Source organism: Bacillus sp. T-10(2022), assembly GCF_056502895.1.
On the sequence record NZ_CP113518.1, the window covers coordinates 1,792,437 to 1,815,252 of the forward strand.

19 protein-coding genes are annotated in these 22,816 nt (G+C 44.0%); 18 read left to right on the plus strand and 1 reads right to left on the minus strand.

Annotated elements, in window-relative coordinates:
- Positions 1–144: 144 nt before the first annotated feature.
- The 10 genes from pyrR (at position 145) to pyrE (ending at position 11,855) form a co-directional block, all read left to right on the plus strand.
- Positions 145–687, plus strand: coding sequence for a bifunctional pyr operon transcriptional regulator/uracil phosphoribosyltransferase PyrR (gene pyrR, locus OSJ91_RS08835; RefSeq protein ID WP_241591299.1), 543 nt, complete (start codon positions 145–147; stop codon positions 685–687).
- Positions 688–863: 176 nt separating this feature from the next.
- The gene (locus OSJ91_RS08840) at positions 864–2,153 is read left to right on the plus strand and encodes a solute carrier family 23 protein (protein WP_101224597.1); all 1,290 of its coding nucleotides are present in this window, start codon (positions 864–866) and stop codon (positions 2,151–2,153) included.
- A 198-nt stretch (positions 2,154–2,351) separates the two neighbouring features.
- Positions 2,352–3,287, plus strand: a complete 936-nt coding sequence (locus tag OSJ91_RS08845; RefSeq protein ID WP_485891386.1) for an aspartate carbamoyltransferase catalytic subunit — start codon at positions 2,352–2,354, stop codon at positions 3,285–3,287.
- On the plus strand, positions 3,250–4,536 hold the full coding sequence (locus OSJ91_RS08850; protein WP_485891387.1) for a dihydroorotase: 1,287 nt from the start codon (positions 3,250–3,252) through the stop codon (positions 4,534–4,536). Before OSJ91_RS08845 ends, OSJ91_RS08850 begins: the two co-directional genes overlap by 38 nt.
- Positions 4,533–5,639, plus strand: coding sequence for a carbamoyl phosphate synthase small subunit (locus OSJ91_RS08855; protein ID WP_289352246.1), 1,107 nt, complete (start codon positions 4,533–4,535; stop codon positions 5,637–5,639). The genes OSJ91_RS08850 and OSJ91_RS08855 overlap by 4 nt, the downstream gene beginning before the upstream one ends.
- The gene (gene carB / locus OSJ91_RS08860) at positions 5,618–8,824 is read left to right on the plus strand and encodes a carbamoyl-phosphate synthase large subunit (protein WP_350301965.1); all 3,207 of its coding nucleotides are present in this window, start codon (positions 5,618–5,620) and stop codon (positions 8,822–8,824) included. The genes OSJ91_RS08855 and carB overlap by 22 nt, the downstream gene beginning before the upstream one ends.
- Positions 8,821–9,600, plus strand: coding sequence for a dihydroorotate dehydrogenase electron transfer subunit (locus OSJ91_RS08865; RefSeq protein ID WP_485891388.1), 780 nt, complete (start codon positions 8,821–8,823; stop codon positions 9,598–9,600). Before carB ends, OSJ91_RS08865 begins: the two co-directional genes overlap by 4 nt.
- On the plus strand, positions 9,597–10,538 hold the full coding sequence (locus OSJ91_RS08870) for a dihydroorotate dehydrogenase (RefSeq protein ID WP_101224602.1): 942 nt from the start codon (positions 9,597–9,599) through the stop codon (positions 10,536–10,538). Before OSJ91_RS08865 ends, OSJ91_RS08870 begins: the two co-directional genes overlap by 4 nt.
- On the plus strand, positions 10,510–11,226 hold the full coding sequence (pyrF, locus tag OSJ91_RS08875) for an orotidine-5'-phosphate decarboxylase (RefSeq protein ID WP_485891389.1): 717 nt from the start codon (positions 10,510–10,512) through the stop codon (positions 11,224–11,226). The genes OSJ91_RS08870 and pyrF overlap by 29 nt, the downstream gene beginning before the upstream one ends.
- Positions 11,220–11,855, plus strand: a complete 636-nt coding sequence (gene pyrE, locus OSJ91_RS08880) for an orotate phosphoribosyltransferase (RefSeq protein ID WP_350301968.1) — start codon at positions 11,220–11,222, stop codon at positions 11,853–11,855. Before pyrF ends, pyrE begins: the two co-directional genes overlap by 7 nt.
- Before the next feature lie 46 nt (positions 11,856–11,901).
- Here pyrE and OSJ91_RS08885 read toward each other — a convergent pair whose 3' ends face one another.
- Positions 11,902–13,623, minus strand: coding sequence for an Rqc2 family fibronectin-binding protein (locus OSJ91_RS08885; protein ID WP_485891390.1), 1,722 nt, complete (start codon positions 13,621–13,623; stop codon positions 11,902–11,904).
- Positions 13,624–13,917: 294 nt separating this feature from the next.
- Here OSJ91_RS08885 and OSJ91_RS08890 point away from each other — a divergent pair, with 294 nt between their 5' ends.
- From OSJ91_RS08890 to priA, 8 genes are all read left to right on the plus strand, one after another.
- Positions 13,918–14,046, plus strand: a complete 129-nt coding sequence (locus OSJ91_RS08890) for a hypothetical protein (protein WP_260357047.1) — start codon at positions 13,918–13,920, stop codon at positions 14,044–14,046.
- Positions 14,046–16,724: a calcium-translocating P-type ATPase, SERCA-type gene (locus OSJ91_RS08895; protein WP_485891872.1), complete on the plus strand. Its 2,679-nt coding sequence runs from the start codon at positions 14,046–14,048 to the stop codon at positions 16,722–16,724. Before OSJ91_RS08890 ends, OSJ91_RS08895 begins: the two co-directional genes overlap by 1 nt.
- 155 nt (positions 16,725–16,879) lie before the next feature.
- Positions 16,880–17,755 carry a YicC/YloC family endoribonuclease gene (locus tag OSJ91_RS08900; protein ID WP_350301970.1) on the plus strand — a complete coding sequence of 292 codons (876 nt, stop codon included), beginning with the start codon at positions 16,880–16,882 and terminating at the stop codon, positions 17,753–17,755.
- Positions 17,756–17,808: 53 nt separating this feature from the next.
- On the plus strand, positions 17,809–18,072 hold the full coding sequence (remA, locus tag OSJ91_RS08905) for an extracellular matrix/biofilm regulator RemA (RefSeq protein ID WP_034313813.1): 264 nt from the start codon (positions 17,809–17,811) through the stop codon (positions 18,070–18,072).
- 10 nt (positions 18,073–18,082) lie between these two features.
- A complete protein-coding gene (gmk, locus tag OSJ91_RS08910; protein WP_034313809.1) occupies positions 18,083–18,697 on the plus strand; it encodes a guanylate kinase in 615 nt (204 codons plus the stop codon).
- 3 nt (positions 18,698–18,700) lie between these two features.
- Positions 18,701–18,907 (plus strand): DNA-directed RNA polymerase subunit omega, encoded by a 207-nt coding sequence (gene rpoZ / locus OSJ91_RS08915; protein ID WP_098371057.1) that lies wholly within the window; start codon positions 18,701–18,703, stop codon positions 18,905–18,907.
- 259 nt (positions 18,908–19,166) lie between these two features.
- A complete protein-coding gene (gene coaBC / locus OSJ91_RS08920; RefSeq protein ID WP_413016567.1) occupies positions 19,167–20,375 on the plus strand; it encodes a bifunctional phosphopantothenoylcysteine decarboxylase/phosphopantothenate--cysteine ligase CoaBC in 1,209 nt (402 codons plus the stop codon).
- 6 nt (positions 20,376–20,381) lie between these two features.
- Positions 20,382–22,793, plus strand: coding sequence for a primosomal protein N' (priA, locus tag OSJ91_RS08925; RefSeq protein WP_485891391.1), 2,412 nt, complete (start codon positions 20,382–20,384; stop codon positions 22,791–22,793).
- The last annotated feature ends 23 nt before the right edge of the window (positions 22,794–22,816 follow it).

The window sequence follows — 22,816 nt, forward strand, 5'->3', positions numbered from 1 at the left end:
ACAGTTCAGAGAGACTGAGAAGGAAACGGATACGCAAAATGGGATAATTATGCCCATAGCGATAAAATCCTCATGCCTTCTTGGCATGAGGATTTTTTGTTGAAATTGACCTATCAGAAAAATGGAATCGGGGTGGCCGACGTGTTGAATGAGAAAGCCATAGTACTTGATGAGAAGGCCATTAGCAGAGCCTTGACGAGAATTGCCCATGAAATTATTGAGAAAAATAAGGGTATAGAAGATTGCGTCTTAATCGGGATACGTACACGCGGGATTTTCCTCGCAGACCGTCTTGCAAAGCGCATCAATCAAATAGAAGGCAAGGAAATAGAACTGGGTGAACTGGATATTACACTTTATCGCGATGACCTTTCGAAAAAGACCAATGATGGGGAACCCATCGTAAAAGGTTCAGACATTCCGGTCAATATCACCGACAAGAAAGTGATTTTAGTGGATGATGTTCTTTTCACAGGCAGAACCGTTAGAGCGGCAATGGATGCTCTGGTGGATTTGGGAAGACCTTCGCAAATCCAGCTTGCCGTATTAGTGGATAGGGGACATAGGGAATTGCCGATTCGAGCGGATTTCGTCGGCAAAAACGTTCCGACTTCCCAATCTGAAAAAATTACCGTTACGTTAACAGAAGTAGATGAAGTAGATCAAGTTACTATATTAGAAAACTAAACAACATGAAAATTTCATATTACCCTTTTAAAGACAGTCCAGAGAGGCTGGCAAAGGGGAGTCAATCGGGAGAGCTATGCTTATGCATAGGCATTCGCCTTCTGAGAAACCCTCTTTGTATACTGCAAAGAGGGTTTTTGCAGTTTTGATGGAATTTTCATGAGGGGGATACGGAAATGGAAGAAACAAAAAGGGATATCGTACTGGATGTCGAGGACGTACCAAAGGCTGGCCAGTGGATTACGTTAAGCATCCAGCATTTGTTCGCCATGTTCGGTGCAACGGTGCTGGTGCCATTCTTGGTAGGGTTAAGCCCGGCGGTAGCGTTGGTTTCAAGCGGGCTGGGCACACTTTCATACTTATTGATAACCAAAGGTCAGATACCAGCTTATCTCGGGTCATCTTTCGCTTTCATTACGCCAATCATCGCTGCAAAGGCTTTAGGTGGTCCGGAGGCGGCCATGATCGGCTGTTTTGCAGCAGGGTTCATATATGGGATAGTAGCATTGATTATCCAAAAAGTCGGATTGCGCTGGTTAATGAATATACTTCCTCCGGTTGTGGTAGGCCCGGTCATCATCGTAATCGGATTAAGCCTTGCCGGAACGGCCGTGGACATGGCAATGTATGATCCTCAAGATAAATACAGCGTCACTTATATAGTTATAGCGCTGATCACTTTAGCGGTAACCATCATCTGTAACGTGTTCTTTAAAGGATTCATTAACTTAATCCCGATTTTAATGGGAATCATAGTGGGCTACGCCTGTTCGGCTGTTGCAGGAATAATAGATTATGAACCGATCAAGTCAGCACAATGGTGGGAAATGCCTGACTTCATGTTGCCATATGTAACCTATACACCGACCTTCTCATGGGAGGTCATTGCCATCATGGTACCCGTCGCCATCGTAACTTTATCAGAACATATTGGTCACCAGATGGTACTGAGCAAAGTAGTCGGCAGAAACTTTTTGGAAAAGCCCGGTTTGCATCGCTCGATTTTAGGAGATGGAGCAGGAATCATGATTGGTTCCTTCATCGGTGGTCCGCCGCTGACATCATATGGTGAAAATATTGGGGTCCTGACGATGACAAAGGCGTACAGTGTGTATATCATCGGCGGGGCAGCATTGACTGCCATCATCTTTGGCTTTAACGGTAAGATTTCAGCAGTGATCAGCTCGATACCCAGCGCGGTGATGGGCGGCATTTCCATCTTGCTCTTCGGTATCATCGCATCAAGCGGATTAAGGATGCTGATTGATAATAAGGTCGATTTTGACAAGAAAAGAAACCTGATGATAGCTTCAGTCATCCTGGTGTTAGGAATCGGAGGAGCGTTCGTACAACTATCGGAAACGGTTTCGCTTTCCGGAATGGCACTTTCAGCCATCGTCGGAATCCTTCTTAACTTGATTCTTCCGGACCGGGAAAAAATATCCGGAGATATATTTGAAAAATAAGATACTGCATCAAAAAAATAAATCACCTTTTAAAAGAAGTCCAGAGAGGCTTAAAAGGGTGTTGCTGTAAAGATGAATGAGAACGGGATAAAGAGTAAAACCATTCCGTGTCCTCACAATCTTTATGACCTACACCCTGTCCTTAATGGCGGGGTGTTTTTTATGCCCCGCATCACAAATGTGAAAGGAGCAGGATCGATGAAAAAATTATTGACCATGAAAGAATTGACTTTGACTGAAATTGAAAGGATTTTACATGAGGCAGAGGGTTTTGCCAACGGATCCAGCTGGAATCCAAAACAGCAGACTACAGTTGCCAATCTCTTCTTTGAACCAAGCACGCGTACAAAATCAAGCTTTGAAATGGCTGAAAGAAAACTGGGTCTTGAGGTCATTCCTTTTGATGCGGGTACATCATCCGTGTTAAAAGGCGAAACCTTATATGACACTGTTAGAACGTTAGAAGCAATAGGGGTAAATGCCTTGATCATCCGTCATGAACAGGATAATTATTTTGACGAATTGAATGAGAAGATCGGGATTCCAATAATCAATGCAGGGGATGGCTGCGGAAATCACCCAACCCAATCATTACTGGACTTATTGACGATAAAACAAGAGTTTAAAAGTTTCAAAGGTCTGAAGATTGCGATAATCGGTGATGTGATGCATAGTCGGGTTGCAAAATCCAATGCAGAAGCATTAACCCGTTTAGGAGCGAATGTCGTATTTTCGGGTCCGCCTGAATGGTTTGACACAACAAACAGTTTAGGAAGGTATGAAGACATCGATCATGCGGTAGCTACAGCGGATGTGGTCATGCTGCTCAGAATACAGCATGAAAGGCATGTTGAAAAATACGATCAGGCAAATGGAGATTATCTGGAAAGTTTCGGCCTGACCAAACAACGTGAAAAAAATATGAAACCAGATGCGATCATCATGCATCCTGCACCAATAAACCGCGGTGTTGAAATAGACAGTGATTTAGTCGAATGCAGCCGCTCAAGAATTTTCAAACAAATGGAGAATGGCGTGTTCATTAGAATGGCCGTATTAAAAAATGTGCTTGAACAATCCGAAGGGGGAAACATTCATGAAAACAGTAATCAAAAATGGAGTATTGCTAGATAATCAAAACTCATTCAAAAAAGCGGACATTGAAATGGAAGGCAAGGTCATCACAAAAATCGGCGAGAACTTGGCAACGGAAAATTGTAAGGTAGTTGACGCTGAAGGGTTACTTATTTCATCAGGATTTGTTGACCTGCATGTCCATCTACGTGAACCGGGCGGTGAACATAAAGAAACAATCGCAAGCGGGACGCTTGCAGCGGCAAGAGGAGGTTTCACTACGGTAGCGGCGATGCCGAATACAAGGCCAGTTCCTGATACAGTGGAGAACCTTGAGGCGCTTAACAGGAAAATTGAAGAAACGGCTCATGTCAGGGTACTCCCATATGCATCCATTACGATTAGGGAAGCAGGCAAGGAGCTGACCGACTTTTCTTCATTAAAACAAACGGGTGCTTTCGCCTTTACGGACGATGGTGTAGGAATTCAAGAAGCCGGGATGATGCTGGAAGCGATGAAACGGGCAGCCGCTCAAGATATGGCCATAGTTGCTCATTGTGAAGACAATAGCTTAATCAATAAAGGCTCCGTCCATGAAGGAAGATTCTCAAAAGAACAGGGGATCAATGGAATTCCGTCCGTATGTGAAGCTGTACATATTGCCCGGGATATCCTTCTTGCCGAAGCGGCGGACTGCCATTATCACGTGTGCCATATATCCACGAAGGAATCGGTAAGGACGGTAAGGGATGCAAAACGTGCAGGTATCCAAGTTACAGCCGAAGTTACACCGCATCACTTATTATTGTGTGAAGATGATATACCGGGACTTGATACGAATTATAAAATGAACCCGCCATTAAGGGGCCGTGAAGATCGCGACGCGTTGATTGAAGGATTGCTTGACGGAACCATCGATTTTATAGCAACAGACCATGCCCCGCATGCGGCAGAGGAAAAGGCGCAGGGGATGCAGCTGGCTCCTTTCGGAATAGTAGGATTGGAAACGGCCTTCCCGCTGCTTTACACCGAATTGGTTAAAAAGGGCGTCATAACATTAAAGCAATTGATCGATTTCATGACAATCAAACCATGTGAAAGTTTCTCCCTTCCTTATGGAGAGCTAAAGGAAGGTGCTACTGCGGATATCGTGCTCATCGATTTGGAAACGGAAAAAGAAATCAATGCTGAAGAGTTTGCTTCAAAAGGGAAAAATACACCTTTTAATGAAAAGAAATGTTATGGCTGGCCAGTCATGACGATTGCAGAAGGAAAAATAGCTTGGGAAAAAGGACGTGTTCAAGGATGAAAAGACAGCTAATTTTAGAAGATGGGACAGTATTCCTTGGGGAAGCATTCGGAGGGGACGTAGAAAAAATCGGTGAAGTCGTTTTTAACACAGGAATGACGGGGTACCAGGAGATTCTATCCGATCCATCGTATTGCGGTCAAATCGTTACACTTACGTATCCATTAATCGGGAACTACGGGATAAACCGGGATGACTTTGAATCCATCAATCCAGCCATAGCAGGATTCGTCGTTAAGGAAACAGCAGAACTTCCTTCCAACTGGCGAAACCAATTATCACTAGATGAATATCTGAAAATGAAGAACATACCTGGAATAAGCGGAATAGATACGAGAAAGCTGACAAGAATCATCAGGAAATCAGGTGCACTTAAAGGGGCGCTTTGCAATATCAATAAAGATGCAAATGAAGTGGTTTCCCAATTGAAAGCAACGGTGATTCCTTCTAATCAGGTAAAACAGGTTTCAACAAAAGCACCTTATTCCAGCCCGGGCAGAGGCCCGCGGGTAGTTCTTGTAGACTACGGTATGAAGCACGGGATTTTACGTGAGTTGACGAAGCGCGGCTGTGATGTCGTGGTTGTGCCTTATAACGTCACGGCCGAAGAAGTGATGCAATATCATCCGGATGGCGTGATGCTTTCAAACGGTCCTGGAGATCCGAAAAGTGTTCATGAGACGCTCGAAATGATCCGTACAATCCAAACGCAAGTGCCGTTATTCGGAATCTGTTTAGGACATCAATTATTCGCACTTGCAAACGGGGCGGATACGGCTAAATTAAAATTCGGCCATCGAGGTTCGAATCATCCGGTTAGGGACCTTCGTACCGGAAAGGTATCCATCACATCTCAAAATCATGGATATACAGTTGAAGAGCTTTCCATAGAAAGTACAGATCTTATTGTGACACATACAGCATTGAATGACGATACGATTGAAGGACTGCGCCATAAAAAGTATCCGGCTTTCACCGTACAATATCACCCGGAAGCATCACCAGGTCCGGAAGATGCCAACTACTTATTCAATGAATTCTTACAAATGATTGAAGCTGCAACCAACAAGGGGGAAAAAACATGCCAAAACGCACTGATATAAAAAGCATCCTAGTAATTGGTTCCGGTCCGATCGTCATCGGACAGGCCGCCGAGTTCGATTATGCAGGAACCCAAGCGTGTATAGCCTTAAAAGAAGAAGGTTATCGAGTGATCCTGATTAACTCTAACCCTGCTACAATCATGACAGACACTGAAATGGCTGACGCGGTTTATATCGAACCGATCACATTGGAATTTGTCAGCAAAATCATTCGTAAAGAGCGCCCGGATGCACTGTTACCTACCTTGGGCGGACAGACTGGCTTGAACATGGCCGTTGAGCTTGCCGAATCAGGAATCCTGGAGGAATGCAATGTCCAGATTCTTGGTACCAAACTTTCGGCTATCCAACAAGCGGAAGACCGTGACCTTTTCCGTACGCTAATGAACGATCTTGGGGAACCAGTGCCTGACAGCGACATTATTCATAACTTGGAAGAAGCTTATACATTCGTTGAACGAGTCGGCTATCCGGTCATTGTTCGTCCAGCCTTCACGCTTGGCGGAACAGGCGGTGGGATTTGTGATAACGAAGAGCAGCTTATCGAGATCGTTGAGGGTGGCCTGAAAAGCAGTCCGGTTCACCAATGTCTGCTTGAGAAGAGCATTGCCGGTTTCAAAGAAGTGGAATATGAAGTGATGCGTGATTCCAATGATAATGCAATAGTCGTTTGTAATATGGAAAACTTCGATCCTGTCGGTGTCCATACAGGCGATTCAATAGTTGCGGCACCAAGCCAAACATTAAGTGACAGAGAGTATCAAATGCTTCGAAATACGTCTTTGAAGATTATCCGCGCCTTGAAAATTGAAGGTGGATGTAATGTTCAGCTTGCGCTAGACCCAAACAGCTATCAATATTATGTCATTGAAGTGAACCCAAGGGTCAGCCGTTCTTCGGCACTTGCTTCAAAAGCTACTGGGTATCCAATTGCAAAGCTAGCAGCAAAGATAGCCGTTGGTTTGACGCTAGATGAAATGATGAACCCTGTCACAGGCAAAACCTATGCCAGCTTTGAACCGGCACTGGACTATGTCGTTACGAAAATTCCGCGCTGGCCTTTCGATAAGTTCGAAAGCGCCAACCGTAGACTTGGGACCCAAATGAAAGCGACCGGAGAAGTCATGGCAATTGGCCGTACATTCGAGGAATCCATCTTAAAAGCTGTCCGTTCCCTTGAAGCGGGTATATACCATCTTAACTTGAATGACGAGTTTGAGGATGAAAAAATAGAGAAACGGATCCGAAAAGCCGGAGATGAACGGTTATTCTATATCGGTGAAGCTATAAGAAGGGGCAAAACGATCGAAACCATTCATGAATGGAGCCAGATCGATTTATTCTTCTTGCATAAGTTGAAAAAGATAATCGACTTTGAAAAGCAGCTTAAAGAACATTCATTTGATTGTGAAGTATTGCAAAAGGCTAAAGAACTAGGGTTTTCTGACAAAACGATCGCGGAAATATGGGAAGTTCCCGAAATTGACGTCTATGAGTACCGGAAACAGCAAGGAATCATCCCTGTTTACAAAATGGTTGATACATGTGCTGCCGAATTCGAATCGGAAACACCGTATTTTTATGGGACATATGAAGATGAGAATGAATCCATCGTTACCGACAAGAAAAGTGTCATTGTTCTGGGATCAGGTCCAATTCGGATCGGGCAAGGAGTAGAGTTTGATTATGCGACCGTACATTCGGTATGGGCCATTAAAGAAGCGGGATATGAAGCGATCATCATCAACAACAATCCCGAAACAGTTTCGACGGATTTCAGTATCTCCGACAAACTTTATTTCGAACCATTGACTATTGAAGATGTCATGCATGTCATCGATTTGGAAAAACCGGAAGGGGTCATCGTCCAGTTTGGCGGACAGACAGCAATCAACCTTGCAGATGGACTAGTTGAAAGAGGAGTGAAAATCCTAGGTACTTCACTTGAAGACCTGGATAGGGCGGAAAATCGCAATAAATTTGAAAAAGCACTTAAGGATTTAGGCATTCCGCAGCCAAAGGGTAAAACCGCAACATCGGTTGATGAAGCGATCGTCATCGCTGAAGATATTGGTTACCCTGTTTTAGTAAGGCCATCGTATGTTCTCGGAGGAAGAGCGATGGAAATCGTCTATAAACAAGAAGAATTGCTGCATTACATGAAAAATGCCGTGAAAATAAATCCGGACCATCCTGTCCTGATAGACCGCTACTTAACGGGTAAGGAAATCGAAGTCGATGGTATTTCCGATGGTGAAACGGTCGTTATCCCTGGAATCATGGAGCATATCGAACGTGCCGGCGTCCATTCAGGTGATTCGATTGCAGTTTATCCGCCGCAAAATTTAACGGAAAAACAAAAAGAAGTAATCATCGACTATACGACCCGATTGGCAAAAGGATTGAATATAATTGGTCTTTTGAACATTCAATATGTCATCAGCAACGAAGAAGTGTATGTAATTGAAGTAAATCCACGTTCGAGCCGGACCGTTCCATTCTTAAGTAAAATTACGAATGTGCCGATGGCTAACTTAGCCACGAAGGTCATCTTGGGCCACACACTAGAAAGCCAAGGTTACAAATCTGGGTTAGTGCCAGAACAAACTGGGGTCTTTGTGAAAGTGCCGGTCTTCTCTTTTGCAAAATTAAGAGGCGTGGACATTTCTCTCGGACCTGAAATGAAATCGACTGGTGAAGTAATGGGGAAAGATAGCACCCTTGAAAAGGCTTTATATAAAGGATTGGTTGCTTCCGGCTTCAAAATTAAGGGGCATGGTTCGGTGTTATTGACGATATCGGATAAAGATAAGCAAGAAGCGCTACTTTTAGCAAGACGTTTCCACAATATCGGTTTCAAGCTGATAGCCACCAGCGGAACTGCGGCCCTATTGCAGCAATCGGGCATCCCGACTGCGATTGTCGGTAAAATTGGCGAAGAAGGTACAAACCTGCTGGATGTTATCCGGAACGGGGAAGCGCAATTTGTCATAAATACTTTGACAAAAGGCAAGCAGCCGGCCCGGGATGGTTTCAGAATCCGACGTGAATCGGTTGAAAATGGAGTGACATGCTTAACATCACTTGATACGGCAGAAGCTATTTTAAGAGTGATAGAATCCATGACCTTCTCGGCAGAAGCAATGGGAAAAACGGAAAAAAGTCGTGAGGTGAGCTATATATGATCAAGAAGGAACGAATGAAGGTGTTAAATCATAAGGAGCTGGCCCCATCCATCTTTGAACTTACTCTGCAAGGTGAATTAGTTTCAGAGATGAAGCAACCAGGCCAGTTTGTCCAGGTCAAGACTACAGAAGGCACTGAGCCATTGTTAAGACGCCCGATTTCAATTTCTTCTTACAACAGCAGTGAAAAACAGTTCACGATGATATACCGGGCTGAAGGGAAAGGAACGACGCTGTTATCACAGCGTAAAGAGGCGGAAGCGGTCGATATTCTTGGACCCCTTGGCAACGGATTTCCCGTTCATGAGGCCAAAAAGGGAGAAACGGCATTATTGGTTGGCGGCGGGATTGGTGTCCCGCCCCTGTATCAACTATCACAGATGTTGGTTGCGAAAGGTGTTAAGGTAATCCATGTATTGGGCTTCCAGACCAAGTCAGCCATCTTTTACGAAAAAGAATTCAGTGAATTAGGTGATACCCATATTGCCACGGTGGATGGTTCATATGGGACAAAAGGATTTGTTACGAGTGTAATAGACAACCTGGAGCAAGAGTTTGCAACGATCTTTTCCTGCGGGCCTACACCAATGTTAAGAGCGTTGGAAGCGGGCTATCGTGAGAAAAAGCTTTACCTGTCCCTCGAGGAAAGGATGGGCTGCGGCATCGGTGCATGCTTTGCCTGCGTGTGTCATACAGGGGATGATCCCACTGGTTTCAGTTATAAAAAGGTATGCAGCGATGGACCCGTGTTCCGGGCAGGAGAGGTGGTACTATGAGCAGGCTTTCAGTTGAATTACCAGGATTACATTTGAAAAACCCAGTCATGCCAGCATCTGGATGCTTTGGATTCGGCCGTGAATACAGTCAATTTTTCGACTTGGATATTCTTGGGGCGATCATGATCAAAGCGACCACTCCTGAGCCGAGGTTCGGTAACCCTACTCCGCGTGTTGCGGAAACCTCTTCGGGAATGTTGAACGCCATCGGTCTGCAGAATCCAGGTTTAGAAAAGGTCATCAGTGAAGAACTGGCCTGGCTAGGTGGGTATGATGTTCCCATCATCGCCAACGTTGCAGGTTCTCAAATAGCAGACTATGTAAAGGTTGCCAGGGAAATAAGCAAGGTCGGGAATGTAAAAGCACTTGAATTGAATATCTCTTGTCCGAATGTAAAAGAAGGAGGCATAGCTTTCGGTACGGTACCGGAAGTTGCCAAAGAAGTAACCAAGGCGGTCAAGGAAGTATCTTCCGTTCCTGTATATGTGAAGCTTTCACCGAATGTCAGTGATATTGTGGAAATGGCCAAAGCTGTAGAAGAAGGCGGGGCCGACGGGCTGACAATGATAAATACATTAGTCGGCATGCGGTTGGATTTAAAGACTGGTAAACCGATTCTTTCGAACAGAACGGGAGGTTTATCCGGTCCTGCAATAAAACCTGTTGCGCTCCGGATGATTTATGAGGTAAGCCAGCAAGTGTCGATTCCAATAATCGGAATGGGCGGTATCGCTACAGCGGAAGACGTCATTGAATTTTTCTATGCGGGTGCCAGTGCTGTTGCGGTGGGAACCGCGAACTTCGTGGATCCCTTTGTATGCCCGACCATCATTGAAGAATTACCGAAATTGTTGGATGAGCTGGGATTTGACCATATTTCAGAATGTACCGGAAGGAGCTGGAAGCAGAATGAAACAGTCACTAATTATCGCTCTTGATTTCCCTGACTTCATTCAAACGGAGAAATTCCTAAAACAGTTCCACTCGGAAAAACTGGCTGTAAAAGTGGGGATGGAATTATTTTATCAGAATGGACCATCAATAATCTCTTTCGTAAAAGAGCAAGGCCACGATGTGTTTTTGGACTTGAAGCTTCATGATATTCCGAATACGGTCAAAATGGCCATGACAGGATTGGCAACTTTAGGTGCCGACATGGTCAATGTACATGCGGCGGGTGGCCAAAAGATGATGGAAGCAGCCATCGAAGGCCTGGATAAGGGAACTTCCGCTGGTAAAAAGCGTCCATTATGCATAGGGGTTACCCAACTGACGAGCACGTCACAAGAACAAATGAATGTTGAGCAAAACATTGCCGGATCTCTGGAGGATTCGGTCCTCCATTATGCAAAACTTACTAAACAGGCAAGATTGGATGGCGTCGTCTGTTCCACCCATGAAGTAAAGAACATACATGAACGCATCGGTCATGAATTTTTAACGGTCACACCTGGAATCCGAAATGCAGGAGGACAGACGCATGATCAAAAGAGAATTGCCACGCCTGAACAGGCTAGGGAATTTGGAGCGGATGCCATCGTTGTAGGAAGAGCAATAACGGGGGCGGAAGATCCATTAAGGGCGTATTTGGATATGAAAGCAGCTTGGGAGGGAATATCATGTTAAATAATAAGATAGCTGAACATCTTTTGGAAATAAAAGCAGTGTACCTACAGCCGAATGACCCATTTACTTGGGCATCTGGAATTCAATCACCCATTTATTGTGACAACCGCTTAACCCTTTCATACCCAGAGGTTCGCAATGAAATAGCGGAAGGATTGAAAGGATTGATTGAACAGCACTTCCCTGAGGCTGAACTGATTGCAGGCACAGCAACTGCCGGCATTCCGCATGCAGCTTGGGTGAGTGAAAAATTAAATGCACCGATGTGCTATGTTCGATCCAAAGCCAAGGAGCACGGAAAGGGCAATCAAATCGAAGGCCGCGCCGTTCCAGGACAAAAAGTGGTGGTTGTGGAAGACTTGATTTCAACCGGCGGAAGTGTAATTACTGCTGTTAACGCGCTGAAGGAAGCAGGATGTGATGTTCTAGGAGTCGTTTCGATCTTTACTTATGAATTGGAAAAGGGAAAAGAAAAATTCGATGCTGAGGGCATTATTAACCATTCGTTGAGTGACTACTCGACTTTAATAAAAGTCGCTAATGAAAAAGGGTACATCACGGAAGATGAATTGGAAAAGCTAAAAAAATGGCGGGAGAATCCTGCTGATACAGCTTGGATTTCAGCATGAAAATAGAGGTGGCCCAATCACGGAGGATTGGGCCGCCTCTATTTTTTTACTCCTTTACCGCTTCCTTTAAGCGTATGACGGTATCGGCATCAGGTGTAATATATACGGTCTGCTGCTGCTCATAGATCACGAACCCGGGCTTGGAACCATTCGGTTTCTTAACATGGCGAACTTGTGTGAAGTCAACGGGCACTGAGCTCGATTGCTTAGCTTTACTGAAGAAAGCTGCTAATACGGCTGCCTCTTTTATCGTTTCTTCACTTGGCGCTTCATTTCGAATCACAACATGTGAGCCAGGTATATCTTTGGTATGAAGCCATATTTCATCACGGCGTGCAAACTTATTGGTTAGGTAATCATTTTGTTTATTATTCTTTCCGACAAAAATGAGATCTCCATCTGTAGCATAATATGTTTCAAGCTGCGGTTTTGCATTTGCAGGTTTTTTCATGCCTTTTTTCTTTTTTTGCCGAATGTATCCTTCTTCCTGAAGTTCTTCGCGAATCTCCTCTATATCTCTGGGTGACGCTGATTGAAGCTGCTGATGCAAGGCTTCAAAGTAGGCCAATTCCAATTTTGTTTTTTCGATTTGTTCCTGGACGACTCCAACTGCATTTTTGGACTTTTGGTATCTGGAGAAGTACTTTTGTGCATTATCTGATGGATTTTTTAATGGGTCAAGCGGGATGGTGACCATACTTTGATCTTCATCATAATAATTGACGACTTCTATTTCCTTCATGCCTTTTTTCATTTGATATAGATTAGCTGTAAGCAGCTCACCGAACAACTGATACTGTTCCCCGCGTTCCGTATCTTTTAATGTACGTTCGAGCTTCCCGATTTTTTTTGAGTTCTTTTCAATTTCATTCGTAATGAAACGTTCTACATCCTGGCTCTTTTGCTTAACCCGATCTCTTTCTGCCTTTCCGAAGTAATAGCGGTCGAGCATCTCGCTCAATGAAGAAAACGTACGTTGATTGCCAGTCAGGTGCTCTAGTGAAAGCATATAAAAAACTTCTTTATTTCCATCTTGTTTGATCGTGGCGGAATACTTCTGCTCCGAGATTTCCTGGATAATACTTAAAAATGCTGAAGGAAGGGTCGTGCTGTTGGCAAGTCCAGCCCGGTAGACGGCTTCCTTTGCAACTAATGGTGAAACTCCGGAAAAATGGGCAACAAGCTGTCGATCCAGCTTTCCTGCATTGAAGTCGATATTCTTCCTGATATCGTCCTCGGTAGCATCGAAGGGATTATTCTTTTCTTGTGCGGGTGGAGCCTTATATTCCTGGCCGGGCAATATCGCCCGATAACTGTTTACTGCATGTGAAACATGCTTAATGCTGTCCAAAATCATATTCCGTTCTTTATCGACTAAAACAATGTTGCTGTGACGCCCCATGATTTCGATGATTAACTGCTTTTGGGAGACATCACCAAGCTCATTGCGGCCCTTCACTTCAAAAATGATCATCCTATCAAGTTCATATTGATAAATATTTTCTATCGTGTAGCCTTCGAGGTGCTTCCTAAGAAGCATGCAGAACATGGGTGCTTCTTTGGGATTTTCATAGCTTTCCTCGGTCATTTGCACCCTCGAATAACTTGGGTGGGCTGACAATAAGAGCTTATGGTTCTTACCTCCAGCACGAATAACCAGTATTACTTCATTTTTATAAGGCTGATGTACCTTATTGATTCGTCCACCTTTTAATATAGAAGCGATTTCTTCCGTCATCGCTTTCGTAAATAATCCATCAAATGACATTCTATTTTTACTTCCTTTACATAAGATTTTCTAAGATACTCATTTTGCTAGGCGTTATCAGTGCATCAGGACTCCCCATTTTAGCTAATCACAAATTTAACCGAACTGGGTGAAAAGCTGAAGCTGCCGTTCGGGAATATTGAATGGATGCTATTTTTATAGGTTCCTGAGACTAATCCTAAATTTGACCATCCATCATGATTAGCTCTCGTTCATTCATTATATTATCCGCATCGTTCTTCTTTGCGCAATTCTGTTTAATTATAGCATTATTTTGGACGAGTCTGAATAATCATGGAAGAAGAGCAGGTTGTTTTATGTATCGGTAAGCAGGCAGGTGTTGGATGGGTAAAGCAAAAAGCGCCTGTTGAGATGTATACAGGAGCCTATTTCATTCTATTCAAAGGGATGTGTGATACTTGATGGAGTTCAAGGAAATGAATAATCAAGAAATGGAGAAAGCGCTTCAAACAAACGTTACACACGGTTTGGACGATGATGAAGTAAAGGACAGGCTGCGAAAGCATGGCTTTAACGAATTGAAGGAAGGAGAAAAACAGTCTGCCATTCTTTTATTCTTCGCCCAATTCAAAGATTTCATGGTCATAGTTTTACTTGCCGCGACATTGGTCTCCGGGATATTGGGTGAATATATCGATGCGATTGCCATCATGGCGATTGTTTTTTTGAATGGATTACTTGGTTTTTTTCAAGAACGGAAGGCAGAAAAATCCTTGGATGCCCTAAAGGAAATGGCCGCGCCGCAAGTTAACGTGCTTCGTGGGGGACAGTGGTTGAAAATCCCATCGAAAGAAGTCGTTGTGGGGGATATCCTGAAGTTTTCGAGCGGTGACCGAATTGGTGCCGATTTACGGATCGTCGACCATTCAAGCCTTGAAATAGAAGAGTCGGCACTTACTGGCGAGTCACTCCCGGCCGTTAAATGTTCCGATCCATTGATGAATGAAGTCGAAGGTATCGGTGATCAGGAAAATATGGCTTTTATGGGAACGATGGTGACAAGAGGAAATGGAGTCGGAATCGTAACCGCTACAGGTATGGATACGGCGATGGGCAAGATTGCGGATCTCCTGCAGACTGCAGAAACAAAAGAAACACCGCTACAGCGGAGGTTGGAGCAGCTAGGCAAAATTTTGATCGTCACGGCTTTAATATTAACTGTAATCGTGGTCCTGACTGGTGTCATTCAAGGGCATGACCTTTATACGATGTTTTTGGCCGGGGTATCATTGGCTGTTGCGGCGATTCCCGAAGGCTTGCCAGCCATTGTGACTGTAGCCTTGTCTTTAGGCGTTCAGCGAATGATCAAACAAAAAGCGATTGTCCGCAAACTTCCTGCCGTAGAAACGCTAGGCTGCGCAACGGTGATTTGCTCAGATAAGACAGGAACACTGACCCAAAACAAAATGACGGTGACGAAGGTTTGGAGTGGAGGGAAAACTTGGGATGTCAGCGGTACTGGTTATAAACCTGTCGGAGAGTTTTCTTTAGAGGGAGTTTCCGTTGCCCCGAGAAACCATAATGCATTGCTGCAAATAATTACATTTGGCATGCTCTGTAACAAGGCTGAGTTAAAGGAGAATGGTAAACAATATATTTTAGACGGTGATCCGACAGAAGGGGCGATGTTGGTTGCGGCAATGAAAGCGGGATTGACGAGGGAACACCTGTCTAAGAGGTTTACGATAGTCAAGGAGTTTCCGTTTGACTCGAGCCGCAAAATGATGAGTGTCATAGTGAAGGATGATAAAGATAATCATTTTGTAATCGCAAAAGGGGCCCCTGACGTATTGATCGCCCAGTCCGATACGATTCTTTGGGAAGGAAGGTCGGAAATATTAAATCGGGAGAGTAAGGAAAGGGTACAGCAGGACATGAATGAGCTTGCCTCGCAGGCACTTAGAATGATTGCTGTTGGTTATAAACCCCTTCCGAAAGGAACGATTTTGCTTCAAGAAACCGAAGCTGAGCGCAATTTGACTTTCATGGGACTGCAGGGCATGATCGATCCCCCGCGTCCGGAGGTGAAGCAGGCAGTTAAGGAATGCCGGGATGCCGGGATCAAAACTGTCATGATTACTGGCGACCATGTAATAACCGCAAAGGCAATAGCTAAAGAACTTGGTATTTTAAAAGGAAAAGACCGTGTACTTGAAGGACGGCAATTGGCGGACATGGATGTCGGGGAACTTGAGGAAGTTGTTGAAAGTGTTTCGGTATTTGCCCGCGTTTCCCCGGAACATAAGTTGAAAATCGTAAAAGCCTTGCAAAATAAAGGACATGTCGTTGCAATGACAGGGGATGGAGTCAATGATGCCCCTGCAATAAAATCAGCGGACATTGGTATATCCATGGGCATCACGGGTACTGATGTCGCGAAGGAAGCTTCTTCCTTGATATTGGTTGATGATAATTTTGCCACAATTAAATCGGCCATCAAAGAAGGCAGGAATATTTATGAAAACATCAGGAAGTTCATCCGTTATCTGCTTGCTTCCAATGTGGGGGAGATCTTGGTCATGTTTTTTGCGATGCTATGTGCCTTGCCTTTACCTTTGATACCAATCCAGATCTTATTCGTGAACCTTGTAACTGACGGACTGCCCGCGATGGCGTTGGGCCTGGATGCCGCCGAAGAAGATGTAATGAAAAGAAATCCAAGAAATGCCAATGAAGGTGTTTTTGGAAGAGGGCTTGGCTGGAAGATCATCTCACGCGGTTTTCTGATCGGGGTTTCTACATTGATCGCATTTTATGTTGTATATCGTGCAAATCCGGAAAACCTTGCTTATGCACAAACGATTGCTTTCGCTACCTTGGTACTGGCTCAGCTTATACATGTATTCGATTGCCGAAGTGAACGTTCGATCTTCTCGAGAAATCCATTCGGCAACCTTTATCTAGTGGGGGCGGTATTATCTTCCCTATTATTGATGGTAGCCGTCATGTATGTGCAGCCTTTACAAACAATCTTTCATACGGTACCGATTTCGGGAAGGGATTGGCTATTAGTAATAGGAATGGCATCCATTCCAACTTTTTTACTGGCTGGAACCTTTTTAGCAAGAAAAGCACAATGATATATGATATAATCTTTAAGGTGGTAGAGTCTTGCTCTATTGCCTTTTTATTTTTGTAGTATTTTATTTGTGAGCTAAAGTTTTCGTGCTGTAGCTAATATATAATGAATGTTAAAGGCTAAATTACTACATTATGTTTGATAGGATGTGGAACCATGGTTACCAGTATGACGGGCTATGGAAGAGAAGAAGCGGAAAACGAACAGGTCAAGGTTTTTGCTGAAATTAAGACCGTGAACCATCGTTTTTGTGAATATACGATTCGAATGCCGCGCCAGCTTTTGGTTTTGGAAGAAAAGGTGAAGAAGAAGGCGAATCAATACATAAGAAGGGGACGGGTGGAAATCTTCATTACAGTTGAAGGTGAGAGCCTGGTTTCCAAAAAGGTGAAGATCGATTGGGATCTTGCTGATCAGTATGTGGGATTGATGGAAGATGTCAAGGGAAAATACAATCTGGAAAGTTCCATTACATTACAGGATATGCTGCAACTTGAATCGATTTTCATAACCGAGGAAGTACCTGCGGTTCCTGCCGATTTGGAATCCCTGTTATTGAAGGCTGTCACGGGAGCATTGGAAAATCTGAAAAAAATGCGGAATCTGGAAGGTCAGGAACTGGCCTTGGACATGAAACGCCAGCTTGAAAAGTTTGGTGAGATTGTAGCAGGTGTCAAAATTCATGCACCTTCAGTCGTCGAAAAATATAAAGCCCGCTTGGAAATCAAACTGGCAGAGTTGACTGAAGGATTGATCGAAGACAGCCGCATTGTGACAGAAGCGGCCATTTTTGCTGATAAATGTGATATAAATGAAGAACTGACCAGACTCGATAGCCATGTACAGCAATTTTCAAGGACGCTTACCCATAGTGAACCAATTGGAAGGAAACTCGACTTCCTTGTCCAGGAAATGAATAGGGAAGTCAATACGATTGGATCAAAGGCAAATGATTCAGCCATTACCAAAGAAGTGGTGGAAATGAAAAGTCTGCTTGAAAAATTAAAGGAACAGGTTCAAAATATCGAGTAGTCGGTTTATGATGAACCTAACAAGGTGACAATAGATATGAATGGGGGACAAAAATGTCAATTAAGCTCATTAATATTGGTTTTGGGAATATCGTTTCCGCAAACCGGATCGTATCCATCGTGAGCCCTGAATCGGCTCCGATCAAAAGGATCATCCAAGATGCCCGGGACCGCGGATCCTTAATAGATGCTACATATGGTAGAAGGACTAGGGCCGTTATAATTACAGACAGCGACCATGTTATCTTATCTGCCGTTCAACCGGAAACGGTTGCCGCACGGCTTCAAGATAGAGATGACAGCGTAGAAGAGGGGTAACTGAAACAATATGAGAGAAAAAGGTTTATTAATCGTTTTGTCCGGTCCATCCGGCGTTGGTAAAGGAACTGTAAGAAAGGCGATTTTTTCTCAGCCAGGAACGGCATTCGAATATTCGATTTCGATGACCACACGGCTGCCTCGCCATGGTGAAGTGGACGGAGTGGACTATTTCTTCAAAAAACGCGAGGAATTCGAAGCACTGATCGAAGAAGGCAAATTGCTGGAATATGCTGAGTTCGTCGGTAATTATTATGGAACACCCGTGGATTATGTCCGTGAAACAATCGATTCCGGAAAAGATGTATTTCTGGAAATTGAAGTTCAAGGAGCTAAACAGGTCCGGGAGAAATTCCCTGAAGGACTTTTCATTTTCCTTGCTCCTCCGAGTTTGACCGAACTCGAAAGCCGCATCGTTACTCGCGGAACCGAGACGGAGGAAGCGATAAAAGGACGGATGAAAGTGGCCAAGGAAGAAATAGAACTTATGGATCTGTATGATTATGTTGTTGAAAATGATCATGTGGATGCCGCATGTGCTAGAATTAATGCAATTGTAATAGCCGAGCATTGCCGTCGGGAAAGAGTTGCTGTTCTATATAAAAAAATGTTGGAGGCGGAATAAATTATGTTATATCCATCAATTGATTCTCTATTACTTAAAATCGATTCAAAATACTCACTTGTATCAGTGGCAGCTAAGCGTGCCAGGGAAATGCAAATTAAAGATAATTGCCTCGTAACGAAACCGGTTTCCCATAAATCAGTAGGGCGTGCCCTTGAAGAGATTCATTCCGGTAAATTGACTTACGATAATTCTTACGAGGAAAACTAAAAGAACACATAGCTTGACCTATCGGGCCTGACACCCTAAAGCAAACAGGAGCGTTACATTTGGAAAGTGCTTCCTTCCTGCGGCCAAGGTGTCAGGCCTGTTTGTTTTGGTTTTAAAAAGTCCGGAAGTCATTGATGAAAGCAGGCAGAGATATGGAATGTTTAGGGAAATTCATATGGTATGCGCATTTCAAATGAAATTTTTTCGGTTTTCCGTCATAATTAGAAGAAAATAGAATGTATAGTTAGGGGAAATTTGCATGCTTATCGATAAAAAAGTACTTCTTTGTGTCACCGGCGGGATTGCTGTATATAAGGCTGCTGCCCTGACAAGTAAATTAACTCAGGAAGGTGCACATGTTAAAGTGATCATGAGTGAATCGGCACGTAAATTCGTGACGCCGCTCACCTTTCAAGCACTTTCGAGAAATGATGTGTATACAGATACTTTTGATGAGAAGGATTCATCAGTCATTGCCCACATCGACTTGGCTGATTGGGCTGATATCATCCTGTTGGCTCCAGCTACAGCCAATGTCATCGGAAAGGTAGCCAATGGAATCGCGGATGATATGATTACGACCACACTTCTGGCAACGGAAGCGCCTGTCTGGGTTGCGCCGGCAATGAACGTGCACATGTACGCCCACCCAGCGGTTCAAAAAAATATGGAGACACTTCGGTCGTTTGGATATCAATTCATTGAACCGGGTGAAGGGTATTTGGCCTGCGGTTATGTAGGGAAAGGGCGATTGGAGGAACCGGAAACAATCGTAGAACATCTTAATCGATATTTCGATGAACGCAAATCACACCAACAGCCTCTTAAAGGAAAGAAATATTTGATAACGGCAGGACCGACTCGTGAAGCAATCGATCCCGTGCGTTACATGACGAATCATTCCAGCGGCAAAATGGGCTATGCCCTAGCCGAAAAGGCAATCGAAATGGGCGCTGAGGTGACATTGATCACTGGCCCAGTGAATTTGACACCACCTTCCAATGCCAAAGTAATGCCAGTGGTATCAGCAGCAGATATGTATGATGCGGTATTCGATCAGTTCGATTCCAGTGACGTCGTAATCATGACAGCTGCAGTGGCGGACTATAAACCGAAGATTTATCATGCTCAAAAGATGAAAAAGCAGCCAGGGGAAAATGTGATTGAATTTGAACGGACAAAGGATATCCTCATGGAACTCGGTGAAAATAAAACCCATCAGTTCTTGGTAGGCTTTGCGGCTGAAACGAACAATGTTGAAGAATACGCAAGAGGGAAATTAGCCAAAAAGAATGCAGATATGATCGTTGCCAATAATGTTACCGCCCCAGGGGCAGGATTTGGAACGGATACGAACATCGTGACTATTTACGATAAAGATGGAAGTGCGACCGAACTTCCAAAAATGAGTAAAGCGGATATAGCTAAAAGCATCCTGGCAGAAGTATCTCGCATGCAAAAGGAATGATGTCATATGGATATAGCATCCGTCATCGTGGATGTACCTGCAAAACAAACAGATCGAGAATTCGACTATCGCATACCTGAAAAGTGGAACCAAGTCATCAAACCCGGAATGCGGGTCATCGTCCCATTCGGTCCAAGAATGGTTCAGGGATTCGTTACAGGCTTAAAAGCTAAAAGCGACTTTGCGAAATTACGCTATATAAAAGAACCAATGGATTTGGAGCCCATCCTTAATGATGAATTGCTTCAGCTTGGTGACTGGTTGACCAAAGAGGCGATGTGTTTTAAAATTTCAGCGCTACAGGCCATGCTTCCGGCAGCGATGAAAGCAAAGTATGAAAAAGTGATCAAAGTCGTTGAAGATAAAAAGGATCAGCTGCCTCCCTTCATTCAAAACCTTTTCGGTAAAAATGATTCAATATCTTGGAAAGACGTGATTGAAGGGGAGAACGCCTCCCTTTTCCAAAAGGAAATGCAAAATGGCAATCTTGAGCTCGTATATAATGTGAAAAACCGACTTAATAAGAAGACAGTCCGTGTCATAAAATCTTTGCTTTCCCCTAAGGAACTGAAAGAAATGGCATCAGCCATGTCAAGCAATGCAAAAAAACAACAGGAACTCCTTCAATACTTTATTGAACATCAAGAACCCATCCCGTTAAAAGAATTGCTTGAATTGATGAACACATCAAGCGGTACCGTCAAATCCCTAGTGTCAAAAGGGGCCTTGGCGGAAATGGATCAAGAAATATACCGTGATCCTTATGAAAACCGTGTGTTCGAAAAATCCACTCCCTTTACACTTACAGCTGAACAAGCAGCTGCATTGAAGCCCATCCACAAGAAAATACATCAAGATGAAAATGATGTCTTCCTTTTGTATGGTGTAACCGGCAGCGGGAAGACGGAAGTGTATCTACAGGCAATAGCCTCTGTCATTGAAAAAGGGAAGGAGGCCATCATGCTTGTACCTGAAATCTCCTTAACGCCACAGACGGTGAAGAGGTTTAAGGAACGATTTGGGGAGCAGGTAGCTGTCATGCATAGCGGTTTATCCGTAGGTGAAAAATATGATGAATGGCGGAAAATCCACCGTAAAGAAGTAAAAGTTGTGGTGGGCGCGCGTTCCGCCGTGTTTGCCCCTTTTGAAAACCTGGGGCTGGTCATCATTGATGAAGAGCATGAATCCAGTTATAAGCAAGAAGAAACGCCAAGGTACCACGCCAGGGACGTAGCCATTGAAAGAGCAAAATCATATGGGTGTCCGGTTATTCTTGGCAGCGCGACACCTACACTTGAATCTTTTGCGCGAGCCAAGAAAAATGTCTATAAATTATTGACACTTAGCCAGAGGATGAATAAAAATGCGTTGCCAGCAGTGGATATTGTAGATATGCGCGAAGAACTAAGAACAGGAAATCGTTCCATGTTTTCGGAGCTGCTCTTTACCAAGCTGAAAGACCGGCTTGAGAAGGGGGAGCAAACAGTTCTGATGCTAAATAAAAGGGGGCATTCTTCCTTTGTGATGTGCCGAAGCTGCGGATTGGTCATCAACTGCCCTAATTGTGACATTTCACTCACATATCATCGCTTTAATGATATAATGAAATGCCATTATTGCGGTTTTGAAGAGGGAATGCCTTCCGCTTGCCCTGAATGTGAAAGTGAACATATAAGGTTTTTCGGTACAGGCACTCAAAAGGTTGAAGAAGAGCTTGCGAAAATCCTCCCTGAAGCACGGGTCATACGGATGGATGTTGACACGACGAGTAAGAAGGGTTCACATGAGCGGTTGCTGAATGCCTTTGGTGAAGGGAAGGCCGATATATTGTTAGGCACCCAAATGATTGCCAAGGGCCTTGATTTTCCTAATATCACCCTTGTTGGAGTCCTTTCAGCTGATACGATGCTGCATCTGCCTGATTTCCGTTCTTCGGAAAAGACATTCCAGCTGCTGACACAGGTCAGCGGAAGGGCAGGACGTCATCAGCTTCCGGGAGAAGTGGTCATCCAAACCTATACACCTGAGCACTATAGCATCGAGCTTTCTGCCTTTCAGGATTATGATGCTTTTTATGAACGGGAGATGCTTCTAAGGAGGCAAAGTCATTACCCTCCCTATTATTATGTTGTCCTTATAACTGTTTCACATGAAGATTTAATGAAGACAGTGAGTGTTACTGAGAAAATCACGAATTATTTAGGCTCACGATTGAATCGGGATTCTATCGTACTAGGTCCGGTTGCTTCGCCCATTAGTCGAATCAACAATAGATATCGCTATCAATGTCTGATAAAATACAAACGAGAGCCGGACCTGAATCTGCATTTACGCACACTTTTGGAGCATTACCAAAAAGAAACCGCTCAGAATCAGCTGCAGATTTCAATAGATTTAAATCCACAGATCATGATGTAATTGTTTAAGAGATGGATGATTAC

Coding starts and splice junctions, on each gene's coding strand:
- OSJ91_RS08840 (WP_101224597.1), top strand. CDS start 864: ATGGAAGAAACAAAAAGGGATATCGTACTGGATGTCGAGGACGTACCA.
- OSJ91_RS08845 (WP_485891386.1), top strand. CDS start 2,352: ATGAAAAAATTATTGACCATGAAAGAATTGACTTTGACTGAAATTGAA.
- OSJ91_RS08850 (WP_485891387.1), top strand. CDS start 3,250: ATGAAAACAGTAATCAAAAATGGAGTATTGCTAGATAATCAAAACTCA.
- OSJ91_RS08855 (WP_289352246.1), top strand. CDS start 4,533: ATGAAAAGACAGCTAATTTTAGAAGATGGGACAGTATTCCTTGGGGAA.
- carB (WP_350301965.1), top strand. CDS start 5,618: ATGCCAAAACGCACTGATATAAAAAGCATCCTAGTAATTGGTTCCGGT.
- OSJ91_RS08865 (WP_485891388.1), top strand. CDS start 8,821: ATGATCAAGAAGGAACGAATGAAGGTGTTAAATCATAAGGAGCTGGCC.
- OSJ91_RS08870 (WP_101224602.1), top strand. CDS start 9,597: ATGAGCAGGCTTTCAGTTGAATTACCAGGATTACATTTGAAAAACCCA.
- pyrF (WP_485891389.1), top strand. CDS start 10,510: ATGAAACAGTCACTAATTATCGCTCTTGATTTCCCTGACTTCATTCAA.
- pyrE (WP_350301968.1), top strand. CDS start 11,220: ATGTTAAATAATAAGATAGCTGAACATCTTTTGGAAATAAAAGCAGTG.
- OSJ91_RS08885 (WP_485891390.1), bottom strand. CDS start 13,623: ATGTCATTTGATGGATTATTTACGAAAGCGATGACGGAAGAAATCGCT.
- OSJ91_RS08890 (WP_260357047.1), top strand. CDS start 13,918: ATGGAAGAAGAGCAGGTTGTTTTATGTATCGGTAAGCAGGCAGGTGTT.
- OSJ91_RS08895 (WP_485891872.1), top strand. CDS start 14,046: ATGGAGTTCAAGGAAATGAATAATCAAGAAATGGAGAAAGCGCTTCAA.
- OSJ91_RS08900 (WP_350301970.1), top strand. CDS start 16,880: ATGGTTACCAGTATGACGGGCTATGGAAGAGAAGAAGCGGAAAACGAA.
- remA (WP_034313813.1), top strand. CDS start 17,809: ATGTCAATTAAGCTCATTAATATTGGTTTTGGGAATATCGTTTCCGCA.
- gmk (WP_034313809.1), top strand. CDS start 18,083: ATGAGAGAAAAAGGTTTATTAATCGTTTTGTCCGGTCCATCCGGCGTT.
- rpoZ (WP_098371057.1), top strand. CDS start 18,701: ATGTTATATCCATCAATTGATTCTCTATTACTTAAAATCGATTCAAAA.
- coaBC (WP_413016567.1), top strand. CDS start 19,167: ATGCTTATCGATAAAAAAGTACTTCTTTGTGTCACCGGCGGGATTGCT.
- priA (WP_485891391.1), top strand. CDS start 20,382: ATGGATATAGCATCCGTCATCGTGGATGTACCTGCAAAACAAACAGAT.